The 18534-nt window shown below is 53.2% G+C and carries 12 protein-coding genes and 1 pseudogene; 5 read left to right on the top strand and 8 right to left on the bottom strand.

Annotation, left to right across the window (positions count from 1 at the left end):
- The first annotated feature begins 18 nt into the window (after nucleotides 1-18).
- The 4 genes from EGM51_02940 (at nucleotide 19) to EGM51_02925 (ending at nucleotide 3228) form a co-directional block, all read left to right on the top strand.
- On the top strand, nucleotides 19-204 hold the full coding sequence (locus EGM51_02940) for a hypothetical protein (protein ID QBG46400.1): 186 nt from the start codon (nucleotides 19-21) through the stop codon (nucleotides 202-204).
- A 156-nt stretch (nucleotides 205-360) separates the two neighbouring features.
- Nucleotides 361-708 carry a hypothetical protein gene (locus EGM51_02935; GenBank protein QBG46399.1) on the top strand — a complete coding sequence of 116 codons (348 nt, stop codon included), beginning with the start codon at nucleotides 361-363 and terminating at the stop codon, nucleotides 706-708.
- A 355-nt stretch (nucleotides 709-1063) separates the two neighbouring features.
- A complete protein-coding gene (locus EGM51_02930) occupies nucleotides 1064-2791 on the top strand; it encodes a hypothetical protein (protein QBG46398.1) in 1728 nt (575 codons plus the stop codon).
- A gap of 35 nt (nucleotides 2792-2826) precedes the next feature.
- A complete protein-coding gene (locus EGM51_02925; GenBank protein ID QBG46397.1) occupies nucleotides 2827-3228 on the top strand; it encodes a rhodanese-like domain-containing protein in 402 nt (133 codons plus the stop codon).
- A 13-nt stretch (nucleotides 3229-3241) separates the two neighbouring features.
- Here the strand turns inward: EGM51_02925 and EGM51_02920 are convergent, their stop codons facing one another.
- Nucleotides 3242-4642: a hypothetical protein gene (locus EGM51_02920; GenBank protein QBG46396.1), complete on the bottom strand. Its 1401-nt coding sequence runs from the start codon at nucleotides 4640-4642 to the stop codon at nucleotides 3242-3244.
- 94 nt (nucleotides 4643-4736) lie between these two features.
- On the opposite strand from EGM51_02920, the gene topB reads away from it, so the two are divergent.
- The gene (topB, locus tag EGM51_02915; protein QBG46395.1) at nucleotides 4737-6860 is read left to right on the top strand and encodes a DNA topoisomerase III; all 2124 of its coding nucleotides are present in this window, start codon (nucleotides 4737-4739) and stop codon (nucleotides 6858-6860) included.
- A gap of 90 nt (nucleotides 6861-6950) precedes the next feature.
- On the opposite strand, the gene EGM51_02910 is transcribed toward topB, so the two are convergent.
- The 7 genes and pseudogenes from EGM51_02910 to EGM51_02880 all read right to left on the bottom strand — a co-directional run bounded on the left by EGM51_02910 (nucleotide 6951) and on the right by EGM51_02880 (nucleotide 18521).
- A complete protein-coding gene (locus EGM51_02910) occupies nucleotides 6951-8132 on the bottom strand; it encodes a HAMP domain-containing histidine kinase (GenBank protein QBG46394.1) in 1182 nt (393 codons plus the stop codon).
- Between the two features lie 407 nt (nucleotides 8133-8539).
- A complete protein-coding gene (locus EGM51_02905; protein QBG46393.1) occupies nucleotides 8540-9739 on the bottom strand; it encodes a GIY-YIG nuclease family protein in 1200 nt (399 codons plus the stop codon).
- Nucleotides 9726-11588 (bottom strand): annotated as a pseudogene (locus tag EGM51_02900) (DEAD/DEAH box helicase). Before EGM51_02900 ends, EGM51_02905 begins: the two are co-directional and overlap by 14 nt.
- Before the next feature lie 145 nt (nucleotides 11589-11733).
- Nucleotides 11734-14067 carry a hypothetical protein gene (locus EGM51_02895; protein QBG46392.1) on the bottom strand — a complete coding sequence of 778 codons (2334 nt, stop codon included), beginning with the start codon at nucleotides 14065-14067 and terminating at the stop codon, nucleotides 11734-11736.
- Nucleotides 14064-15395, bottom strand: a complete 1332-nt coding sequence (locus tag EGM51_02890; GenBank protein ID QBG46391.1) for a DUF1501 domain-containing protein — start codon at nucleotides 15393-15395, stop codon at nucleotides 14064-14066. Before EGM51_02890 ends, EGM51_02895 begins: the two co-directional genes overlap by 4 nt.
- An 18-nt stretch (nucleotides 15396-15413) precedes the next feature.
- Entirely contained in the window at nucleotides 15414-17009 is a 1596-nt protein-coding gene (locus tag EGM51_02885) for a DUF1553 domain-containing protein (GenBank protein QBG46390.1), read from the bottom strand.
- Between the two features lie 375 nt (nucleotides 17010-17384).
- Nucleotides 17385-18521, bottom strand: a complete 1137-nt coding sequence (locus EGM51_02880) for a hypothetical protein (GenBank protein QBG46389.1) — start codon at nucleotides 18519-18521, stop codon at nucleotides 17385-17387.
- Nucleotides 18522-18534 lie beyond the last annotated feature (13 nt).

Below are 18534 nucleotides of genomic sequence, written 5' to 3'. Positions count from 1 at the left end.
AAAAAAGCGAGATCAGTCATGAAAATGAAAAGCCCTTTGAAGGGCATCATGAAACGTATTCGCAACCTGAAAGAACCGGTGGCGGAAGCCATGAGCGCAACAGAATCCTGGATGCCCATGTGGAATAATCTGGGTATGGCGATCTGTCCGGTTCAACACACACAACAAACCTCGAATTCCCTTTCGGCGGATCAACAACGCTGACGCGAATCCAACGATCGGGACATCTGAATAAGGAGGGGTCACACGGCGCGTGACCACCGGCCCCGTAGCCCGAGCATCCCTCCATCTAAACCTTACAGCTCACACAGGTGAACTGTATCCGGAAATAACCACACCCCTGTTAAAATAGGAAAAAAAATGAATACAAAAATACTAATGGAACGGGAAACAGAACGCAATCTGAGCGATGCCCTCGCACGAGGCGCCCTGCTCTGGGCTCCGCTGTACTCGGTCGGAGCCACCGCCGTCAGCTATATGCTGACAGCAGAAAATCCGGCAGCAGCCACCCCCGTCAGCGAACTGCTGATGCGTTCGCTGTTGATCCTGGCACCTGCATGCATGCTTGCAGAAACAGCCGGCTGGGTAGTGTTCAGCAAATGGAAACGGCTCAAGCACCTGGGTGACCGCAAAGCCCCGCTTCCGAAGCTGGTGCATTTTACACCTCCGCTGGAAGCAGGAAAACTGCGGGAAAAACGTGCCGCCTGAATCTCAGATCTGTCCAGGAGTGGCTGAACGTTGAGCCCCGGCGGATCTGAAAAGAGTCCTTCACCTGAAAAAGGAGAATGCCTATGCAGCAATACCAAAAACAAAACGAGAGCAAACTATAGACACCCCGTTCGGGTGCGCGGTGCTTTCAAGCCCGCAAACACATGAAAAAAAGGCGCCGCCCGGCGCCTTTTTTCGTTTCCAGCAGCAGAAATCCCTGCCTCCGCATTCATTGCCGAACGGCAGAAAACACACCGAGCGGGATTCTACCGCACCTAGCAGCACCGAAAAGATAATCGTTTTTCATAGCATTGTTTCCTTTTCAAGCCGTTTTCACTCCATACAATGCCCCGCCATGAACACATATCCCAAGATTCCTGAAGATCAACTCGAGAAGTATTCATCCGCGATCTCCCTGTCGGACATGGAGATTTTTGTTTTCCCGGAACTGCTCTACAGTCTGGTACTGGCCAATATCATGTCGCCCAGAATCTGGAAATGGAAAGAGCACGAATGGTTCGCCAAACTGGATAAAATGAAGCCCTACAAAAAAATCCAGCGGCTCAAGCAGTTCATTATCGATAACTATGAGTTCAACCTCGACCTCGACACCTGGGGACTCACCACCAAGGAAAAGGAACTGGAGCGCTTCAAACCGTACATTGACGAAAAGATCATTAGTCAGTCCAATGCCCTGTTCGGCTATGAAGGCGACAAACACTACTTTTCACTCGATATCCGCAAACACTTCGGACTGGATAAATACAATTCCAACGTGATTCCTTTCTGGAAAACGGAAACCCTCGAAGCGATGGATGCATTCCGTTACAAGGAAAACTACCGCGTCGGTGCCGGAGAATGTGTTTCCCTTTCCACTCTCTATGCCGCCGCCCTCTTTATTATCTGCGATATTCCGCTGGAGGATATTTTCCTGATCGCCACCCCGCTGCATTCCCAGAACTTCATCAATGTAAACGACGGCGTACTGACCAACAACCGACGCCTCGTCACCAAAAACATGTGGTTCAACGGTACCGACCTCACGGCCAAGGCCCAACGCGCCCTGCGGAACGAACAGGTGACCATCGTGGCCAACAGCACCGGCTACATCCATACCGTTTACGACAACGCCACTATTACCAAAGAGAGCTTCGACCGGTTCAAAGAAAAGCTCGATGCATTCACCACTACCGAAATAACCTTTGAAATTCTGGCCAATTTCCTGCGCGAACGCTCCGAATTCCAGAAATGTTTCCAGATTAAATATCTGCGTCATGGCAAAGAGCAGTATCTGCCGATCGAGCGAGCCTATGCCTACGAGCACGGAAGTCCCTACAAAGTCTCCGACGACCGAACCCGCGACAAACTGCTCGAGCAAATCGATGAATACGACTTCTATACCGAGCCCATCCAGGACCGCATCCAGCTCACCAAACTGGCGGATTTCCTTAAAGGCAATCCCATTTCACATTTCGACAAAGAAAGCATGAAAGCCCTTGCGGAAAGAATTGAATGCACGCGCGATATGGACCGTAAAATGTCGGTCATTGAAGGGCTGGTTGATTTTGTACACCTCGAACCGGAACTCCCGGATGATAAAACCAAAACCTTCAATAGCCCCGGCCCGATCGACATTCCCGTCGGCACCGGCCGCGAGGAGATCATCGAATATATCCGCGGCCTGCGGAACACCCATCCGGTGGCCGATCTCGCGTTCTACGCCAGCCGCGATCTATCCGTCACCGACTGGGCTCCGTTTATCAAGGCCGGACTTGAACGCAATCCGGTTGTGATTGAAGCCACGGCGGATCTGTCCGACGACGACCTCATCCAGACCCTGCAGCATCTGGAAAATGAATCGATCTACGACGGCTCCCGCATCGCCCAGCCCGACGAAGTCTGGAATTTCCAGCGCGGCGACGGACTGGAACGCGCTTTTGCTCTGTCCAATGTCTGGAAAAAACGACACCCGGATTCCGCAGTGAAACTGACCGCCGACGGTTCCTCGGTTCAGCTTGATCTCGACGGACGCATCCTCAACTTTGATTCGTCCAAAGGACTCGAAAAAGTCCTTGAGCTCTGAAATGGTCCGACTCGGAATTCCTGTGGGAAACGACGGTGCACTCCATCATCATGGGGTGCACCCATGATTCGAACACTGGGAAAAATGCTCCTGCCATCGTCGTAGGCATTCTTGCCGTAAATCTGCTGTACGGGGGCAAAGGCGACAAACGCGGTAATCTTCCCGATGTGATAAAAAACGGGGCACTGATCATTGATACCCGCACTGCCGGCGAATTCGAGCGCGGGCACGTAAAAGACGCAGGCAATATTCCCCACGATACCATAGTCGATCGCATCGTTCAGCACACCACCGACAAAGCGGCCCCGATTATTCTCTATTGCCGCAGCGGAAACCGCTCAGCCGTGGCGAAACGAAATCTGATCACAGCAGGCTACACCAACGTAATTGATGCCGGCTGTATCGGAAATATGCAGCGCAACATGCCGAAACAGTAAAAAAACAACCTTTTTACTGCTGCATGTGTTCGCGGTAATAGCCGTTCAGCTCCCGGATCAGCAGTTCGCGCCGGATCCGGCAGCGCTCTTCATCGATCGTTCGGCCGGAACCCCCGCAGGCAGAACAACGTACCCGTTTTTCGCCGGTTCCGCCGCAGGCCCTGCACTTTCCTTTATTTTCCCGACAGGCTGTGCATGGATACGTCCGGTCATCGAACAGGCTCTCACATAAACCGTCCCCGCCGCAACGCGGACACTTTCCGCTTCCGTTGCAGACACTGCAGTCGTGGACCAGATAGCCTTTCCCGTCGCAGACGCTGCAGATATTCAGATAATTCTTCAGCTCAAAAATTTCATCTCCGCCGTAGTTCGCCTGAATGATCAGATGAAAACGCTCCGCCTCCTCCAGTTCTTTATTCAGAATGGAATGCACCGCACAGGCCAGCACAATATTGGTATCCATAGCTCCGTTATAAGCATCTGAAGCATAAAAACGCGCCGCCCCGTATTCCAACCCGGGAATCCGCTCCAGCGTTTTCAGTACATGCGCACGATCCGCCTGCACCACCGTCTGCGTCCAGTCCGGATCCGCCATGCGGTTGGCCGTCTGCACCAAACGGTTCAGCCGGACTTCGCAGTATTTGGTCTTCAGGATCCGGCCGCGTCCGCCGCACGCCCGGCATACCACGGTTTTACCGCCCGCTCCGCCGCAGACCGGACAATCCCCTGTTCCCCGGCAGGCCGTACAGCGAACCGTATGGTTACCGATCCCCGTCTCGCGTTCGCCCTCGCCGCCGCAACGGGCACATTTTCCGCTACCGCCACACGCTTTACACTCCAGAAATACCCGTCCTTCGCCATTACAGACCGGACACGTTTTCGCCACATCATCACGTCCCACACCCTCAATCTCCTGCCCCAGCTCTTCGCTGATCAGCATCAGCCGCCGCGCAGTATCGAACTTTTCATCCAGCAGACTCTGCAGAATCGCCATCCCGAAAGCCGTCCCCGCCGATGCTTCATCCGCGCCTTCACGCAGCACAAAACGAAGCCCGACCGGAGTCAGTTCCGGCACCCGTTCCAGAATCTGCTGCAGTCCATGCGGATCGTTCAGAACATAGTCCGGCAGCTGCGCTTCTGTCTCCCCGGATACAGACGACTTCGGTTCTCCCAGATACGCAGCCTTCCAGTCATCCGGCAGCAGTTTGAAATTCAGAAAATACTGCCCACCGTCGTGCACAATCATCAGCCCCTCTGAACTGCGCCGCCAGACAAATGCATTCTTCAGCACCGACCCGTCCGGCAGCGCAAACTCCGCCACCGGCTCCTCCGTCAGCACCGTAATGTCCGAAGCCCGCACCCAGACCACTGCCAAAAAGACAGCAATCAGAACAACTAACAACTTTCGAACCATACCGGACTCCATAATTGATTGAACAGACAGCCGCCAATGTACAAGATGTCTAATTCCAAGCCAATTACGCTTTACGAAATACCCAGTACTTTTCATGAAAGTTGTCATTACAGAAAAACCCTCGGTCGCCCGCGATATTGCATCGGTGCTTAAAATCACCGGCAAAAAAAACGGCTGTATCGAAGGCCGGGGTATAGCTATCACCTGGGCCTTCGGACATCTCGTGACGCTGCTCGATCCCGGCGAATACGACCCCGAACTGCGCAAATGGCGTCTCGATTCACTGCCTTTTATTCCGGACACCTTTAAACTTAAACTCATCGAAAACCCCGGAGTTTCGGAACAGTTTGAAATCATTAAAAACCTCTGCCGCGAAGCCGAGGAAATTGTCTGCGCCACTGACGCCGGCCGCGAAGGCGAACTCATCTTCCGCTACATCCTCTCGCTCAGCAACTGCGAAGACAAACCCATCAAACGCCTCTGGCTCAGCTCACTCACGCCTGACGCCATTCAGGAAGCCTTCAAAGACCTCAAGGACGGTCACGACTACGACCCGCTCTACCTGGCCGCCCGCTGCCGCTCCGAAGCCGACTGGATTGTCGGCCTCAATGCCACCCGCTATTTCACCGTCAAACACGGCCGACTCTCCGCCGGAGACGACCGCGTACTCTGGAGCATCGGCCGCGTGCAGACCCCCGTCCTTGCTATGATTGTTCAGCGCGACGACGAAATCATGAAATTCCGTCCTAAGCCGTTCTGGGAACTCACCACCCAATACCGGGAAACCACCTTCAAATTCACCGGCGACCGGTTCGACAGGAAAAATGACGCCCAGGCTTTGCTCGATAAAATAACCGGACAGCCCTTCACCATCACCAAAGTGACCGGACGCCAGAAAAAGGAACAGCCGCCGCAGCTGTTTGACCTCACCACCCTGCAGCGCGAAATTAACAAAAGCCACGGTCTCTCCGCCGCCGATACCCTGGCCGCCACGCAGAATCTCTACGAATCCAAACTCGTCACCTATCCGCGAACCGATTCGCGCTATCTCAGTGCCGACATGAAACCGAGGATTCCCGGAATCTTTGAAAAACTGAAGGGACTCCGGAAAGAACAGATTGAAGTGCTGGACCTTTCCAAACTGCCCTTTACCAAACGTATCGTCGACGACAAGAAGGTCACCGACCACCACGCCATCATCCCCACCGGCATGATGCCCGGATCGCTCGGCTCCAACGAACAGGTCGTCTACAACGCCATCGTCACCCAGTTTATCGCCGCGTTTTATCCCGTCTGCATCAAAAAAATCACCACCGTCGACGGCGAAAGCGCCGAAGTCCCCTTTCAGGCCAAAGGCACCATCATCGTCGACCCCGGCTGGACCGCCCTCTTCCCGAAAAAGAAAAAGAAGAAAAAGGAGCCCGACGCCGGAGACGATGACCAGCAGCTTCCCGCCTTTAAAAAAGGAGAAACCGGCCCCCACGAACCCTCCACGCGAGAAGGCAAAACCAAACCGCCCAAAGCCTTCAACGAAAACTCCCTGCTCGGCGCCATGGAAGCTGCCGGAAAATGGGTAGACGACGACTCCCTGCGCGAAGCCCTCAAAGAACGCGGCATAGGCACCCCCGCCACCCGCGCCGCCATCATCGAAACCCTCCTGCGCCGCAACTATATCCGGCGCGATAAAAAACAGATCCGTGCCACCGACATGGGCCGCTGCCTCATCGCCCTCATTCAGGACCCGCTGCTCAAATCCCCCGAAATGACCGGCGAATGGGAGGAAAAACTCAAACAGATCGAGCGCGGCGAAGCACAGCCCGGCGATTTCATGGACGGCATCATCGGCTACACCCGCAGTCTGATTAAATCCAGCACCTCCAAAAAAATCGAGATTGATCGACTCGGCGACTGCCCCGTCTGCGGGAAACCCGTGATTCGCGGAAAAACCGCTTACGGCTGCTCCGGCTGGAAAGAAGGCTGCGACTTTGTCCTGCCCACCGAATACAAAGGCCTGCATCTCTCCCCCAACCAGATTCAGGTTCTGCTCCAGCTGCACATGCTGCCCTACTCTGTGAAAATCGAAAACGAACAGCGCCTGCTCATCCTCAGCAAACAGGGCTTCATTATGGACATCGATCTCCCCTCCGCCGACCGCCAGCAATCAAAAAAAGAAGACGCCCGCCCCGCCGGAAAACCCGTATCTAAAACCGACAAATAAGCTGATGCGCATCCTTAAGTCGGCGGTTTCTTACCTCCCACTAAAACCCCGTCGGACCATCGATTCCGGGTTCAGCGTTAACGCTTAATGCTACGAGCCTTCACATCCAGTTAACGTTCTGGGATAGCGTACCGTAAAAACCGTTCCCTGCTCTTCATTCGAAATGAATGAAACGCGGCCACGCAAAAACTTCTCCGTAATCAGCTTCACACTGTACGTCCCCAGACCGCGTCCTTTGCCCTTGGTGGAAAATGATCGGGTGAATAACTGGCGGAATACGTTTTCCGGCATCACAACGTCATTGTGAACCGAAAAACAAACCTCATCGCTTTCGGTAAAGCAGTTCAAAACAACGGCCTCTCCCTCTTCCACAGCCTCTAACGCATTTTTGGTCAAATTCATTAATACCCGACGGATCAGCACCGGATCAGAGGTAAATTCAAAAAACTCCGCCGACTTACTTACGCGCAGTTCTTTGTCCTGCGCATTGCTGTGCGAATGGAACTGGCGAATAATTCGGGAAAGGAGGTCCAGAGATTGGATCTTTTCAACCGATACCTGCAACTCATCGTTTTCCGCCGCCAGAAGCTGGCTTTGAGACGAGATTTCCTCTAGCAGGTGCTCTGTTGCCTCTAAAAGCATATAGGAAACATCCTTGAACTCTTCACCGGAAAAATCAGCTTCGATTAACAATTCGGAAAGACCTTTCAAACCTCCGGCGGTATTGAGCACATCATGAAAAAAGATCCGTTCAAGAGCTCTGCGTCGTTTTTCATCGCTGATATCAACGACGGAAAAAACGGTAAAATGTTCGCCTTTCACATCAATCGGACGCGACCAGACCCGCAGATCAAGTTGACCCGCCGGTGTTTCTCGCACCATACGGCATTCCTGGACATCCTCAGCATGCGTTCTCTGGCTGTTTAAAATGGAATGAACGGCTCCACACGTCTGACAAAAAACCGTCGTTCCGCATCCCCCATCCGTTGTACAGGCCCGTATACACCCCACCGCTTCGCCCGGGCGCTTCCCGAGGAAAGCCCGATCCGCCTCGTCAGGCCCGAAACCCTCTTCGATCTCAATCCCGACAAAGTTTCGAAACTGCGCATTGGCAAAAACAATCTGTCGTTCACGATTCAAAACAACAGCTACATTGGGCATCGCATCGAGAAACTCCCGCACAAACGGCAACCCGGAAAGCAATGAATACTGCCGTTTTATCTCTTCATACGGCGCGCGTTCCGCCGGTGCGAATGCTGTTTCCGCTTCCATCACAATCTCCTGACCACTTAAAAGGAACTTTGACCTTAGGCGGGGAGGCAGCCCGACGTAAAGCCTGACATTCAACAAAGGACGAACAGGCAGAACATGGTAATGATTCAAGCAGCCCGTCTCTTTACCTGATGAAATCTGGCCGCTCCATTTAAAAAGTATTTCTGTCACAGATGGACCGCATTGCCCGCCGCCGTTTTTCAACGCTCTTCAGACCAACTGACAATGCCGGGAAACAGCACCTCAAAAAAAAGAAGAAATCAGCAGCTGATCTGAATCGAAGGGTGACACTTAGCGTTTTTGCAGACCATCTCCTTCGGCATCAGTGACGACTCAAAGAGAAAGGAAAGTCTGTTCCCCGCCGGAGACGGCATACTGCATACTTTGTGTCCATGCGGACTATACAATTAATTCATAATTAATTCGGCCTTTCGGGGATCATATTTATAGTCCCCAACAGTTCCGTCGATCACCTTATCCACCGCTTCTTTAATGATATGAAGAGGCACTAAAAACCATTCCCGAGGCCGGAACGGTTTTCCGAATCGGTCCTTTATTTCGATATCAAGGCGGGCGGGTGAAAACAGTTTATGAAACACATTTTCCAGTTTGCCCGCATTCACATTATAAAGAGCAAAGGTCGCAACCACTTCCACCTCCGCCAATAGATAGGTTGCCTGGTTTGCCGCATCTGCAATCCGTTTTTCCACGCTTCCTGTCGTGAATCCGATTTTATGAATCAACTCCCGGTTTTCGACAATGTATGGAAGTTTTGATTGGCTTCGAAGTACGTAGACCACACCTGTAGCCTGATCTTCTTCGCATACACGATCTCCGAATAACGGCCCCATATCGGCAGGAATCACGATGCGCCGGGCAGTATCATCCTCCCATAAAAGTTTCTGAAACGAACGTCGCAGCATCCCGCTTTCGGTTCCATTGCTGAAAATCACCCGCAAACGCCGATCTTCCCGTCCTTCTCCGGTAATGAATGCCTCGCCTTCACTTTCGATATAGGCCGTCAGTCCATCCACAACAAACCAATCACCAACTTTCACATCAGTTTTATCATTGCATCGGATCATCTGCCGCATATCCGCTTTCAGCTCTTCCCGAACCTGTTCAAAGAGCGGCTTGAACGCATCAAACTCTTCACATTTTTCCCGGCCGGCAATCTCCTCGGCCGCACGGATCTCCCTGCTCGAACGAACATGCTTCAGCTGCTGAATAGAACCCACCGGCGTTTCCACCCCTAATGCCTCGAGCAGTTCGTCATCGTTCAGTTTATCCAACGGCTCCTCTGGACACTCTTTTTTTGCACTTAAAAGCCCCTGATGATCCATCGGCAAAAGCAGTGTATGAAATTTTTTCAGCTCCTTCAGACGATCCAGCCGCACGGCATAGAGGCGTTCGAAAATATCCCGATCTTCTCCATGCTGAGGAGGATGCCCGGACTCTTCCACAAAACGCTGAATCTCCTCAAATCCCGCAATAACCCGCTCCTCCTCCTTGGTGTACCTGGTCTTTTTCTTTGCCTCAACATCGACCCCCAAGGCCCCGAGCAACGCATCGTCTTCTTCCGTAAACTGATTTTTAGCTTGGCCCATTGTCCGCCTCCGCTTTTTTCTTCGCTAAAAACGCAACACCTTCAGCCATCCGTTTCTCCCAGGGATCCGCCGCAGTAATGCTCGGCAGGCGACCGCGTTCAGTTTTAAACTTCAACGCCCGACGAGCCAGGTCCCGCGCCTCTTCCATCGAAAGGTTCACCTTTTTTGCCGCAATAATGGCCTTGAGCTCTTTTAGACGCGTTTCATTCATGGTCTTGGCCATAATGGCATAGGCTTCACTGAACGGATTAATCCGGTCAATCAAATCCACATCCAGCTCACGAACATCCATGGCAAACTTCCGCACCCCGTCAATGAGCGCGGTATTGGGCGACTCCTCCTGACCGCCCCCCCCTCCCAGCACATCTGTAAGCGCTTTCTTTGCCTGTTGCGTCAGGTTCAATGCCGCCACCGCATGCTGTCGCACGGCCTCCTGATCCTCTGCATCCAATTCGGGATATTTTTCGCTGACAATTTTACCGACCCGAAGCTGCGTAATCTCTTCCGGAACCATTTCTTCATCAAAAAGACCGCGTTCAATCGTTTGTTTATCCTGAACAACCGCCGTGATGACCTCGTTTAAATCGTCTTTGCAAATCCGCTGGGCCTCCTCGCTCTTTGGTTCGGCCAGCCCCTTGATTTCGATCTGCATTTCACCGGTATTCTTATTATATCCGGCATTACACTCTCCGGATTTATAACCGCCTTCTCCGTAATCAAAACCCTCTTCCGGACCATTGCCCGGATTTTTCGGCTTGAAATTGAATCGCGGAGCTAACACCTGCTCCATCAGCAGGCTCGCCGCAATCGCTTTAAGCGTATCATTCACCGCTTCCGCCACCGCCAGCTCAGAAGCATCCGGCTCCGCCAGCTCAGAAGCATCCGGCTCCGCAATCAGATTGGTGAACCGCGCCCGCGTTTTACCTTCGGCATCGCGCGTGGTTCGACCGATAATCTGAACCACTTCGGTTAAACTCGCCCGATAGCCCACCGTCAGCGCATGTTCACACCAGATCCAGTCAAACCCCTCCTTGGCCATGCCCAGCGCAATGATGATATCCACATAATCCCGGTCCGTTTTTATTTTCGGATTTCGCAGACTCTGCTGAATCCGTGCCTGATTATCCTGATCAACCAGCTCCGCAATTTTCAATATCCGGCCACGGGCCGTTTTAACCCGTTGGAATCCCGTCTCCGGATCTTCGCCCAGCCACTCCCCGAGTTCCCCGATAATGTGTTCCACCTCTTTATGCTTATCCTTCGTGCTCTCCCGGGAATTTACATTAGGAATATGGATGATGGTCTTTTCAGCCGGATCCAAAACCGACCTGATTTCATCCGCATACGTTCCCGAATAAAAATAATAGCCGATATCGAGTGTTTTCAGATGCTCATACCCGTTCAGCTGCTCGTAATACGTATAGGTCGCCGTTTCAAATTTCGCTTCATCTTCCGGCAGCAGCACCGGCACCGCATCCCCCCGGAAATAGGAACCCGTCATCGCCACAATATGCACCTTATCGCGGATAATAAACTCCGACAGATGCGCCCCCAGTTTATTGTCCGGATTAGCCGAAACATGATGAAATTCATCAATCGCCAGCAGGCAGTCATCGAACGCCTCATACCCCAATTCATCCACCGCAAAACGGAACGTCTGATGCGTGCAGACCAGCACCCGGTCCGGGCCCTCCAGAAATTCCCCGACCGATTTCACTTTTCCCTGCTCCGACGTCGGTGCATTGCACAGATTCCACTTCGGCTCCACCTCCCAATCCGCCCAGAATCCAAACTCACTCAACGGTTCATTGGCAAAACTGGCCCCGATCGATTTTTCCGGCACCACGACTCCATATGTGCACATCCGGTTCTCATTCACAGAGATGATTATACGTCTCTATATTTCTGACCACATACCGGTTTTCTGCGCACATCAATCACCGTCCGGCCTGCTCTCTACGGTCAAAGCAGATAAAGAGATTCACTTCATCGAATTACTTTTTCTCCTCAACCACCTTGACCGGAATGGCAGGGGCGGGATAGTAGATTTTTTCCTGGCCGCGTTTAACTTCGGCGGAGACCACGAGACTGAGTTCGGTGCCGGGTTCGATGGAATCGTCGACCTTGATCATGATGGTGCCCCAGGCATCGGTTTTATGCCATTCATCCCGACCATCTTTCTTTTTGGTTTTGATGCGTTTTTTTCCGATCCATCCGTTTTTCGCGGTGGAGAATCCTTCGGGCGGATGATCGAGTTTAACGCTGTAACCGCGCTGTTTTCCAACAATGGTGCCCTCAAAACCGATGCGGGTTTCGCGACCGGCGACCAACTCAATGATTCCGGATTTGGGAACTTTTGCATGAAAGAGAACGGGCGGGCGTTTTTCAACCGGGGCCAGCACCAGTTCGCGGGCGGGAACGAGATGACGATAGAGAAACGCCTGCATCTGGTCATCGACCGGAAGCGCCGGGCGCGATACGGCTTTCCCGTTGATCATCGCGGTTCCGGTGATGCGTGGACTGACCGGTTTTCCGGTCATCTTTTTCGGTGCGGTGATAGTGAAACGGGCCAGGTCCGAACCGGGGGCAATCTCGGCGCGGCTCATAACAAATCCTTCGGGAAGCTCGTCCGCCGAAAGTGTGATCTGTTCCCGGAAGCCGTCTTTGCGGATGGTCCTGACTGTAAAGACTGCTGTTCCTCCGGGACCGATGTGCAGGCCGGAAGGCTCCATATACAAAGAAAAGTCGGGACTGGCCTGACTGATCCGCAGGCGGTAGCCGTAGTCGTGCCCGCCGTTGCCCTGCGCATCGGCAATTTCAACATAGTAGGTTCCGGATTCCGGAAGCTTCTGCGTAAGATAGGAATCGGCGTGATGCGTAACCAGCCCTGCTCCGAGATAGAGGTGGCTTTTGTCTTTGATCACATAATCGTCGTTTCGCCCCGGTCGGACAAGCCCGGGCCCCGAGAGGCTGATGACGGAATCCAGCGGTGAATTCAACCGCCGGGCAATGACTTCAACGGATACCGAATCGCCCGCTTCACCCTGAAAACTGTAGAGGTCGCGGTCGCCCTGCTGCTGGATACGACCATTGATCAGCACCGGCCGTTCCACGGGTTCCGCTTCGGCCGGCGCACTGTTCGGCTCTGCTTCAAAAATTTCGGGCAGCTCCCCGATGGCAAAGGGCATCTGATTCGAGCGGTAGCCCTCTTTCCGGACAGAAATATGCCGCAGTTCGCTGCCGTCGTCCGGCAGCTTTCCGGTCAGCCGCGATTTCGGAAGATTACGCCCGGTGAGCGCAATATCCACCCGCTCTCCTTTCCGGGCCCCCAGCGGAAAAATCGAGGTGATAAACGGCAGTTCGCCGATGGCGATGCGATAGATAAAATCCTCGCGGCCGCGATAGATGGCATCCCGGATTGAAAGTGTGTAGGCGCCCGTCTTCGGAACATCAAAAAACAGCACCGGATCCGGATTGAATTTATAGTCGTCCTGATAAGCCACTTCGTTGCCGTCCTCGTCATACAGCGTAACCACCGCCTGAAACCAGCCGGGTACCGCATCGGCCAGATAGGGAATAATCCTTCGGGCATTTACATCGACCACAATGGAGTCCCCTTTTCGCGCTCGAAACCGGAAATGGTCCATATCGCCGGGCCGCACCTGACCATTAATCACGGCCGGAACGGGAATTGTCTGAAGATCCGGTTTCATGTGGTCGTCGTTGGGTTCAATTTCACATTCCTCCTGCAGCGTACCGACCTGAAAACAGAACGGATTGGAAAGCCCTGCCGGCGTATAGACGCGCAGCTCCCGCTCGCCGGGAGGCGCATTTTCCGCAACGCTCACCCGCACCCGAAGACGATCCTGAAGCTGGGGATTAAACTGCTCCTTTTTATCGAAGCTGTAATATTTCCGCATCGCCTTGCGGTCGAATCGATCTATACCGGGCGGTGCATCGGCCACCCGAAGTTGTTCCTCTGCACGATCAAAGCGCTGCTGCAGCTTTTTGATCTGTTCTGCATCGCCCTTTTCTTTCGCCTCTTCCAGGGAGGCTCTGGTATTTTCATAGTTATTGAAAAGATTATTGATCCGTCGCGGCTCATAGCGGACCGAAAACTGCAGAATCTCAACGGACACCCCTTCGCCACTGACAAATACATTGGTTGCTCCTTTGAAATACTGCCCGCCGATCAGCATTTCAAAGGAAGTGCCCTGCTGCGCGCCGGCCGGATACGCAAAACCAATGTGCGGTTCATTCGATGCCTGTGCCGCACGCGCTACACACAGTACGAGGGCCGGAATCCAGCATTTCCATCCGTTTTTCATGACATAATTTCCCGAAGCCGCCCGCCGATGGTGATGCCGTCGGCCTCAGTAGCACACACGCGGACATCGATCCCCTGCGGATGCGGCAGTTTTGCATTCGGATCAATGCCCAGCTGTTCATAGATGCTACCGATCAGATCCCACGGATAGACCGGCCGGTCTGCTACCTCTGAACCTGTCTCATCAGAAGCGCCAACGACCTGCCCCCCCTGAAATCCTCCTCCGGCAACCACGTGACTGAAACATTTTCCATAATGACTGCGGCCGCCGTTCCAGGGGGCTTCCCACTGAATTTTCGGACCGCGACCGAATTCTCCACCGGCCCACACAATGGTGGAATCGAGCAGACCACGCTGATGAAGGTCATCCAGTAGCGTGGCCATGCCGCGATCAAATTCCGGCAGGCGTGTACGCATCACCTCGAAATGTTTTTTATGCGAATCCCAGTTGGGCGAATAATTATAATTAATGGTGACGTATTTCACGCCCTGCTCCACCAATCGCCGGGCAATCAGACAGGATGCTCCGAAGTCGCTGCGGCCGTACCGTTCACGCAGCTTCGGATCTTCATCTTTGACATCGAACACTTTCCCGGCGTCACCGAGAATCAGTTCGTAGGCCTGATCGGTGCACAGATTCATGTGTCTGATCTGTGGATTATCTGCAGTCCTCCGGCCGAAGGTATCGAGCGCGGCAAGGAGGTCGCGACGGCTTTCCTGACGCGCCTGAGTGATGCCCTTCTGAATAATGCCTTCAACGGTAAAAGGCGTCTGGCTCGGCCGGCCGCCGGTGGCAAACGGTTTATAGCGCAGCCCCATAAAGCCCGACTCCGAGAAACGGCCCTGAGGTTTGGTCAGAACGATGTAAGGCGGCATCAGCCCTTTATACCCGGCATCGACCCCTTTGAAGCGCGAAACCACAGCACCGGCACAGGGAAAGGTATCGCCGCCGACCGGACGCCCGGTCTGCGTGACGTAGGATGCGGTTTCATGGGCATTAATCCCATGCGTCATGCTTCGGATAATGGCATATTTATCCGCGTGTTTCGCCAATTCCGGCAGCGCCTGACAGATGCGGATTCCGCTGACATTGGTTTCGATGGGAGCCGTGTAAGGCCCGCAGTAATCGGCCCCGGCCTCCGGTTTCGGATCGAATGTATCCAGATGCGAAGGACCTCCCCACATCCAGATCTGAATGACAGCTTTCGCTTTTCCTTCCTTCATTGCTGAAGCCTGCAGTGGAGCCCCGAGCATCAGCCCGCCCAGGCCTCCGGCCGCAAGCGCCATGGCTTCACGACGTGAACTCTGCATTCCGTTTTTCATGGTCATTCCCGGCCTCCTTCAGACTCAGTGCCTGAAAATAAATTCCTTACTGTTGAGCAGTGCCCAGACCAGATCCACCGAAGCGTCATAGCGGTTGAGCCCACTTTCCCGTATATAGGCAATCGCCGCATTCGTTTCCTTCGCCGTGGGATAACGGGAAAGAATGGTCAGATACATCTGCTCAACGGCTTCCTCCGGTTTTTTCCATTGAACCTGCGGTTTCTTTTTCCCCTTAACCTTTTTGTACTGCATGCCGAGCAGCGCTTTATTCCTGTGAATTTTATTCTGTATATGCGAGGAGTTCAGCAGGTGCAGTTTCTGCGCGGCGGAAGGGGTATTGTTCCGTTCCGATACAAAGCCGGTATCCCGGGACGGGCGACCATACAGATCCAGAAACGGGCTGGTGATGCTTCCATCGGAAATCCGAATGGCGCGCTGATTTTCCGGAATAAAGGTAAAGGGTTCGGGAATATCCGATGAATAGGACTCGGTCGTTTTTGTGATCTGACAAATGGCATCAATCAGCACTTCCGCATCGAGACGGCGGATATAGTAATGCGAAAAATGTTCCAGATCGTCGCGGTTTGAATCGTTGTGGAGTGATGAGCGCTGATAGGTTGCAGAGTTGAGAATAATCCGGTAGATGTGACGCAGATCGTAGCCGCTGTCGACCAACTCCTGACTGAGAAACGCCAATAGCTCCGGATTCTGCGGAGGATTATCGGGCCGAATATCATCAGGTTCATGAATAATACCGCGTCCCAGCAGCCAATACCAGATGCGGTTGACCATATTATCGGCAAACACCCGGCTGCCGATCAGCCAGTCCGTGAATACCATGCGCGGATCTTCATTGTCACCGACTTCAACCACGGTACCATTGGGCAGCACACAGGGCACCGGTTTTTCGGAATCGGGATAGCAGTAGGTTTTGGAGGGGTCATAGAAAACAATCTCCTCTTTCCATTCCGCGGTACCTTTGTATCCAATTTTCCCGAAAAAAGCGGCCATGCCCCTAAGCTTTTCTTCTTCCCAGGCATCGGTTCGCATGCCCATAAAAGTCAACGCAACAATACCGGCAATCTGTTCGGGGTCGCGCTGCGGCATGGCTCGGTAGAAATTGACCGGTGCCACGCGGAAATTGCTTCCGCTGGAGGTGAGCATCAGCCGTGCGAATTCATCATAGGGCATATTATTCCTGAGTGCGGTCCGGACGAAGCGATGGTAGGCCTGCACCGCATTCGGCCAGAGCTTGCTGGGAAACTCAGCCTTTACGCGGAGCAGATCGCACCACTTCATGGCCCAGTAATCGGAAAATTCAGGACGTTCAAACAGTTCTTCAATCAAGGCTTCGCGCTTACTGAGCGCATTACTGGAGAGGAACCGTTCAGCCTCCTCCACGGTCGGGAGCGTGCCGATCATGTCGATATAAACACGGCGGAGAAACACTTCATCCGTACAGATTTCCGAATGCCGGATATTGCATTCAGTCAGCTTATCATTAACCAGCCGATCAATCCGGACGCTGGCCGGCTGCAGAATCGCGTGAGCTTTCATGCTCCCGGCCAGAAGAACCGTTGCAACCGCCAGAATGCCCTGAAGCTTGTTGAACCCGCCCATGATGTCTACTCCGCCCTCCTACTCTTCTTTAAAATGACGTTGTCCGCCTGGCGAACATGGACACGCATCCAATATCCGTACTGAATATCAAAAAAGCAAAAAAAAAGTTTTCCAACCCCTGCTACCTGCAGGTATTGGAAAACTTTATCGAGCGGGTTATGGAACCCGGATTTAGAGAACGCCCTGAAGTGCGTCTACAGCCTTCGCAATGGCATCCTTGGCTTCAACTGCGTCTTTAGCACTTTTGATGATTTTCTCGTAGTCCGAGATCGGCATCTGAACTGCAACTGCGTTTCCGTTTCCATCGTAGAAGATCTGTACGTTATCGTTATCCATGGCTTACTCCTTATTTTTATCCGTTATATTTAATTTCGCTTATTTCAATCTGTTCAACAGGTCGAGGTGCCCGCCCAGGAAGTCATCCCCTTTGGATTTTTCCGTCTTGGGCTCGGATTTGACGTCCACTTCGGGAACCTCATCGACAACTGATTTTCCGGGCTGGGTCTCTACGGAGACTGCCGGCTCCTGAACCATCACTCCACCGTCATCGCTGTCTTCCTGCGATCCGGAGGCATAGAGCGCGGCATCGAATACGGGAATATCGAATTCCGGTTTTTCAACCTTCTCGGTCAGATTGAGTTCCTCGTCTTTATCGAGTTCAAGCGGGAAAAACGGTTCTTCTTTCGCTGCCGGTTTCGACGGAGCCGGAGCGGCTTCAGCCACAACAGGCACAGGTTTCGGTTTCGGCGCGGCTTTCGGCTTCGGTTTAGAGGCCGTTTTAACAGCCGGGGCAATCAGCGGTTCCGCTTCTTTCCGGGGAGCCGGTTTCTGCTTCACCGGCCGAGGCTTAGCCACAGGTTCAGCCTGTGCTGTTTCAGATGTCGGAATGACAATCTGCTGTTCGCTTGTGGCGGTTGCCCCCAATGCGGCAGCTGCATCACGCTCAGCGAGTACGTCGGTCGCTTTTTTACCTACACCGAATTTATTCATGATGCTCCAGATTGATCCGACGACCACTCCGGCCGCAATGAACGGGAGCGCGACCGCATTCAGTAATACCGGAACACCTGCACTTGAAATCTGACTGTTCAGCCCGGCATCGATCACCAGCAGGCTGATGATTACAAAAATAAACGGAACCTGTCCTTTATTGAAAAAGGCCAGACGCACCTTCGTTGTAGCATTGCCGATAGCCAGCGCACCGAATGCACCGTAGGTGGCCCCTGCAGTGGTAACTTCGGCTACACTGATCTCCGTCATATTCCGGACGCCGAAATAGGCCAATGCGCCACCGGCCACATAGGAACACGTTACCACAAGCGGCTGCAGACCCAGCAGACTGATAGCCCACAGTATAGATGCCACATTCAGCACCACAAATCCGCCCCACAACAGGATGTTGTTAATCGGCGAAATGGCACCGTTGCCTGCAGCTATGAACACTCCCACGTTCAGTGCCACAAGCACTATGGCCGCAGCCACAATCATTATGATGTTTGTTTTCTTATTCATGTTTTTCTCCCTA

This window comes from Verrucomicrobia bacterium S94, assembly GCA_004299845.1.
Lineage (GTDB): Bacteria > Verrucomicrobiota > Kiritimatiellia > Kiritimatiellales > Pontiellaceae > Pontiella.
Note: the sequence above shows the minus strand (reverse complement) of the source record. Positions and strands in the feature narration are given on the sequence as shown.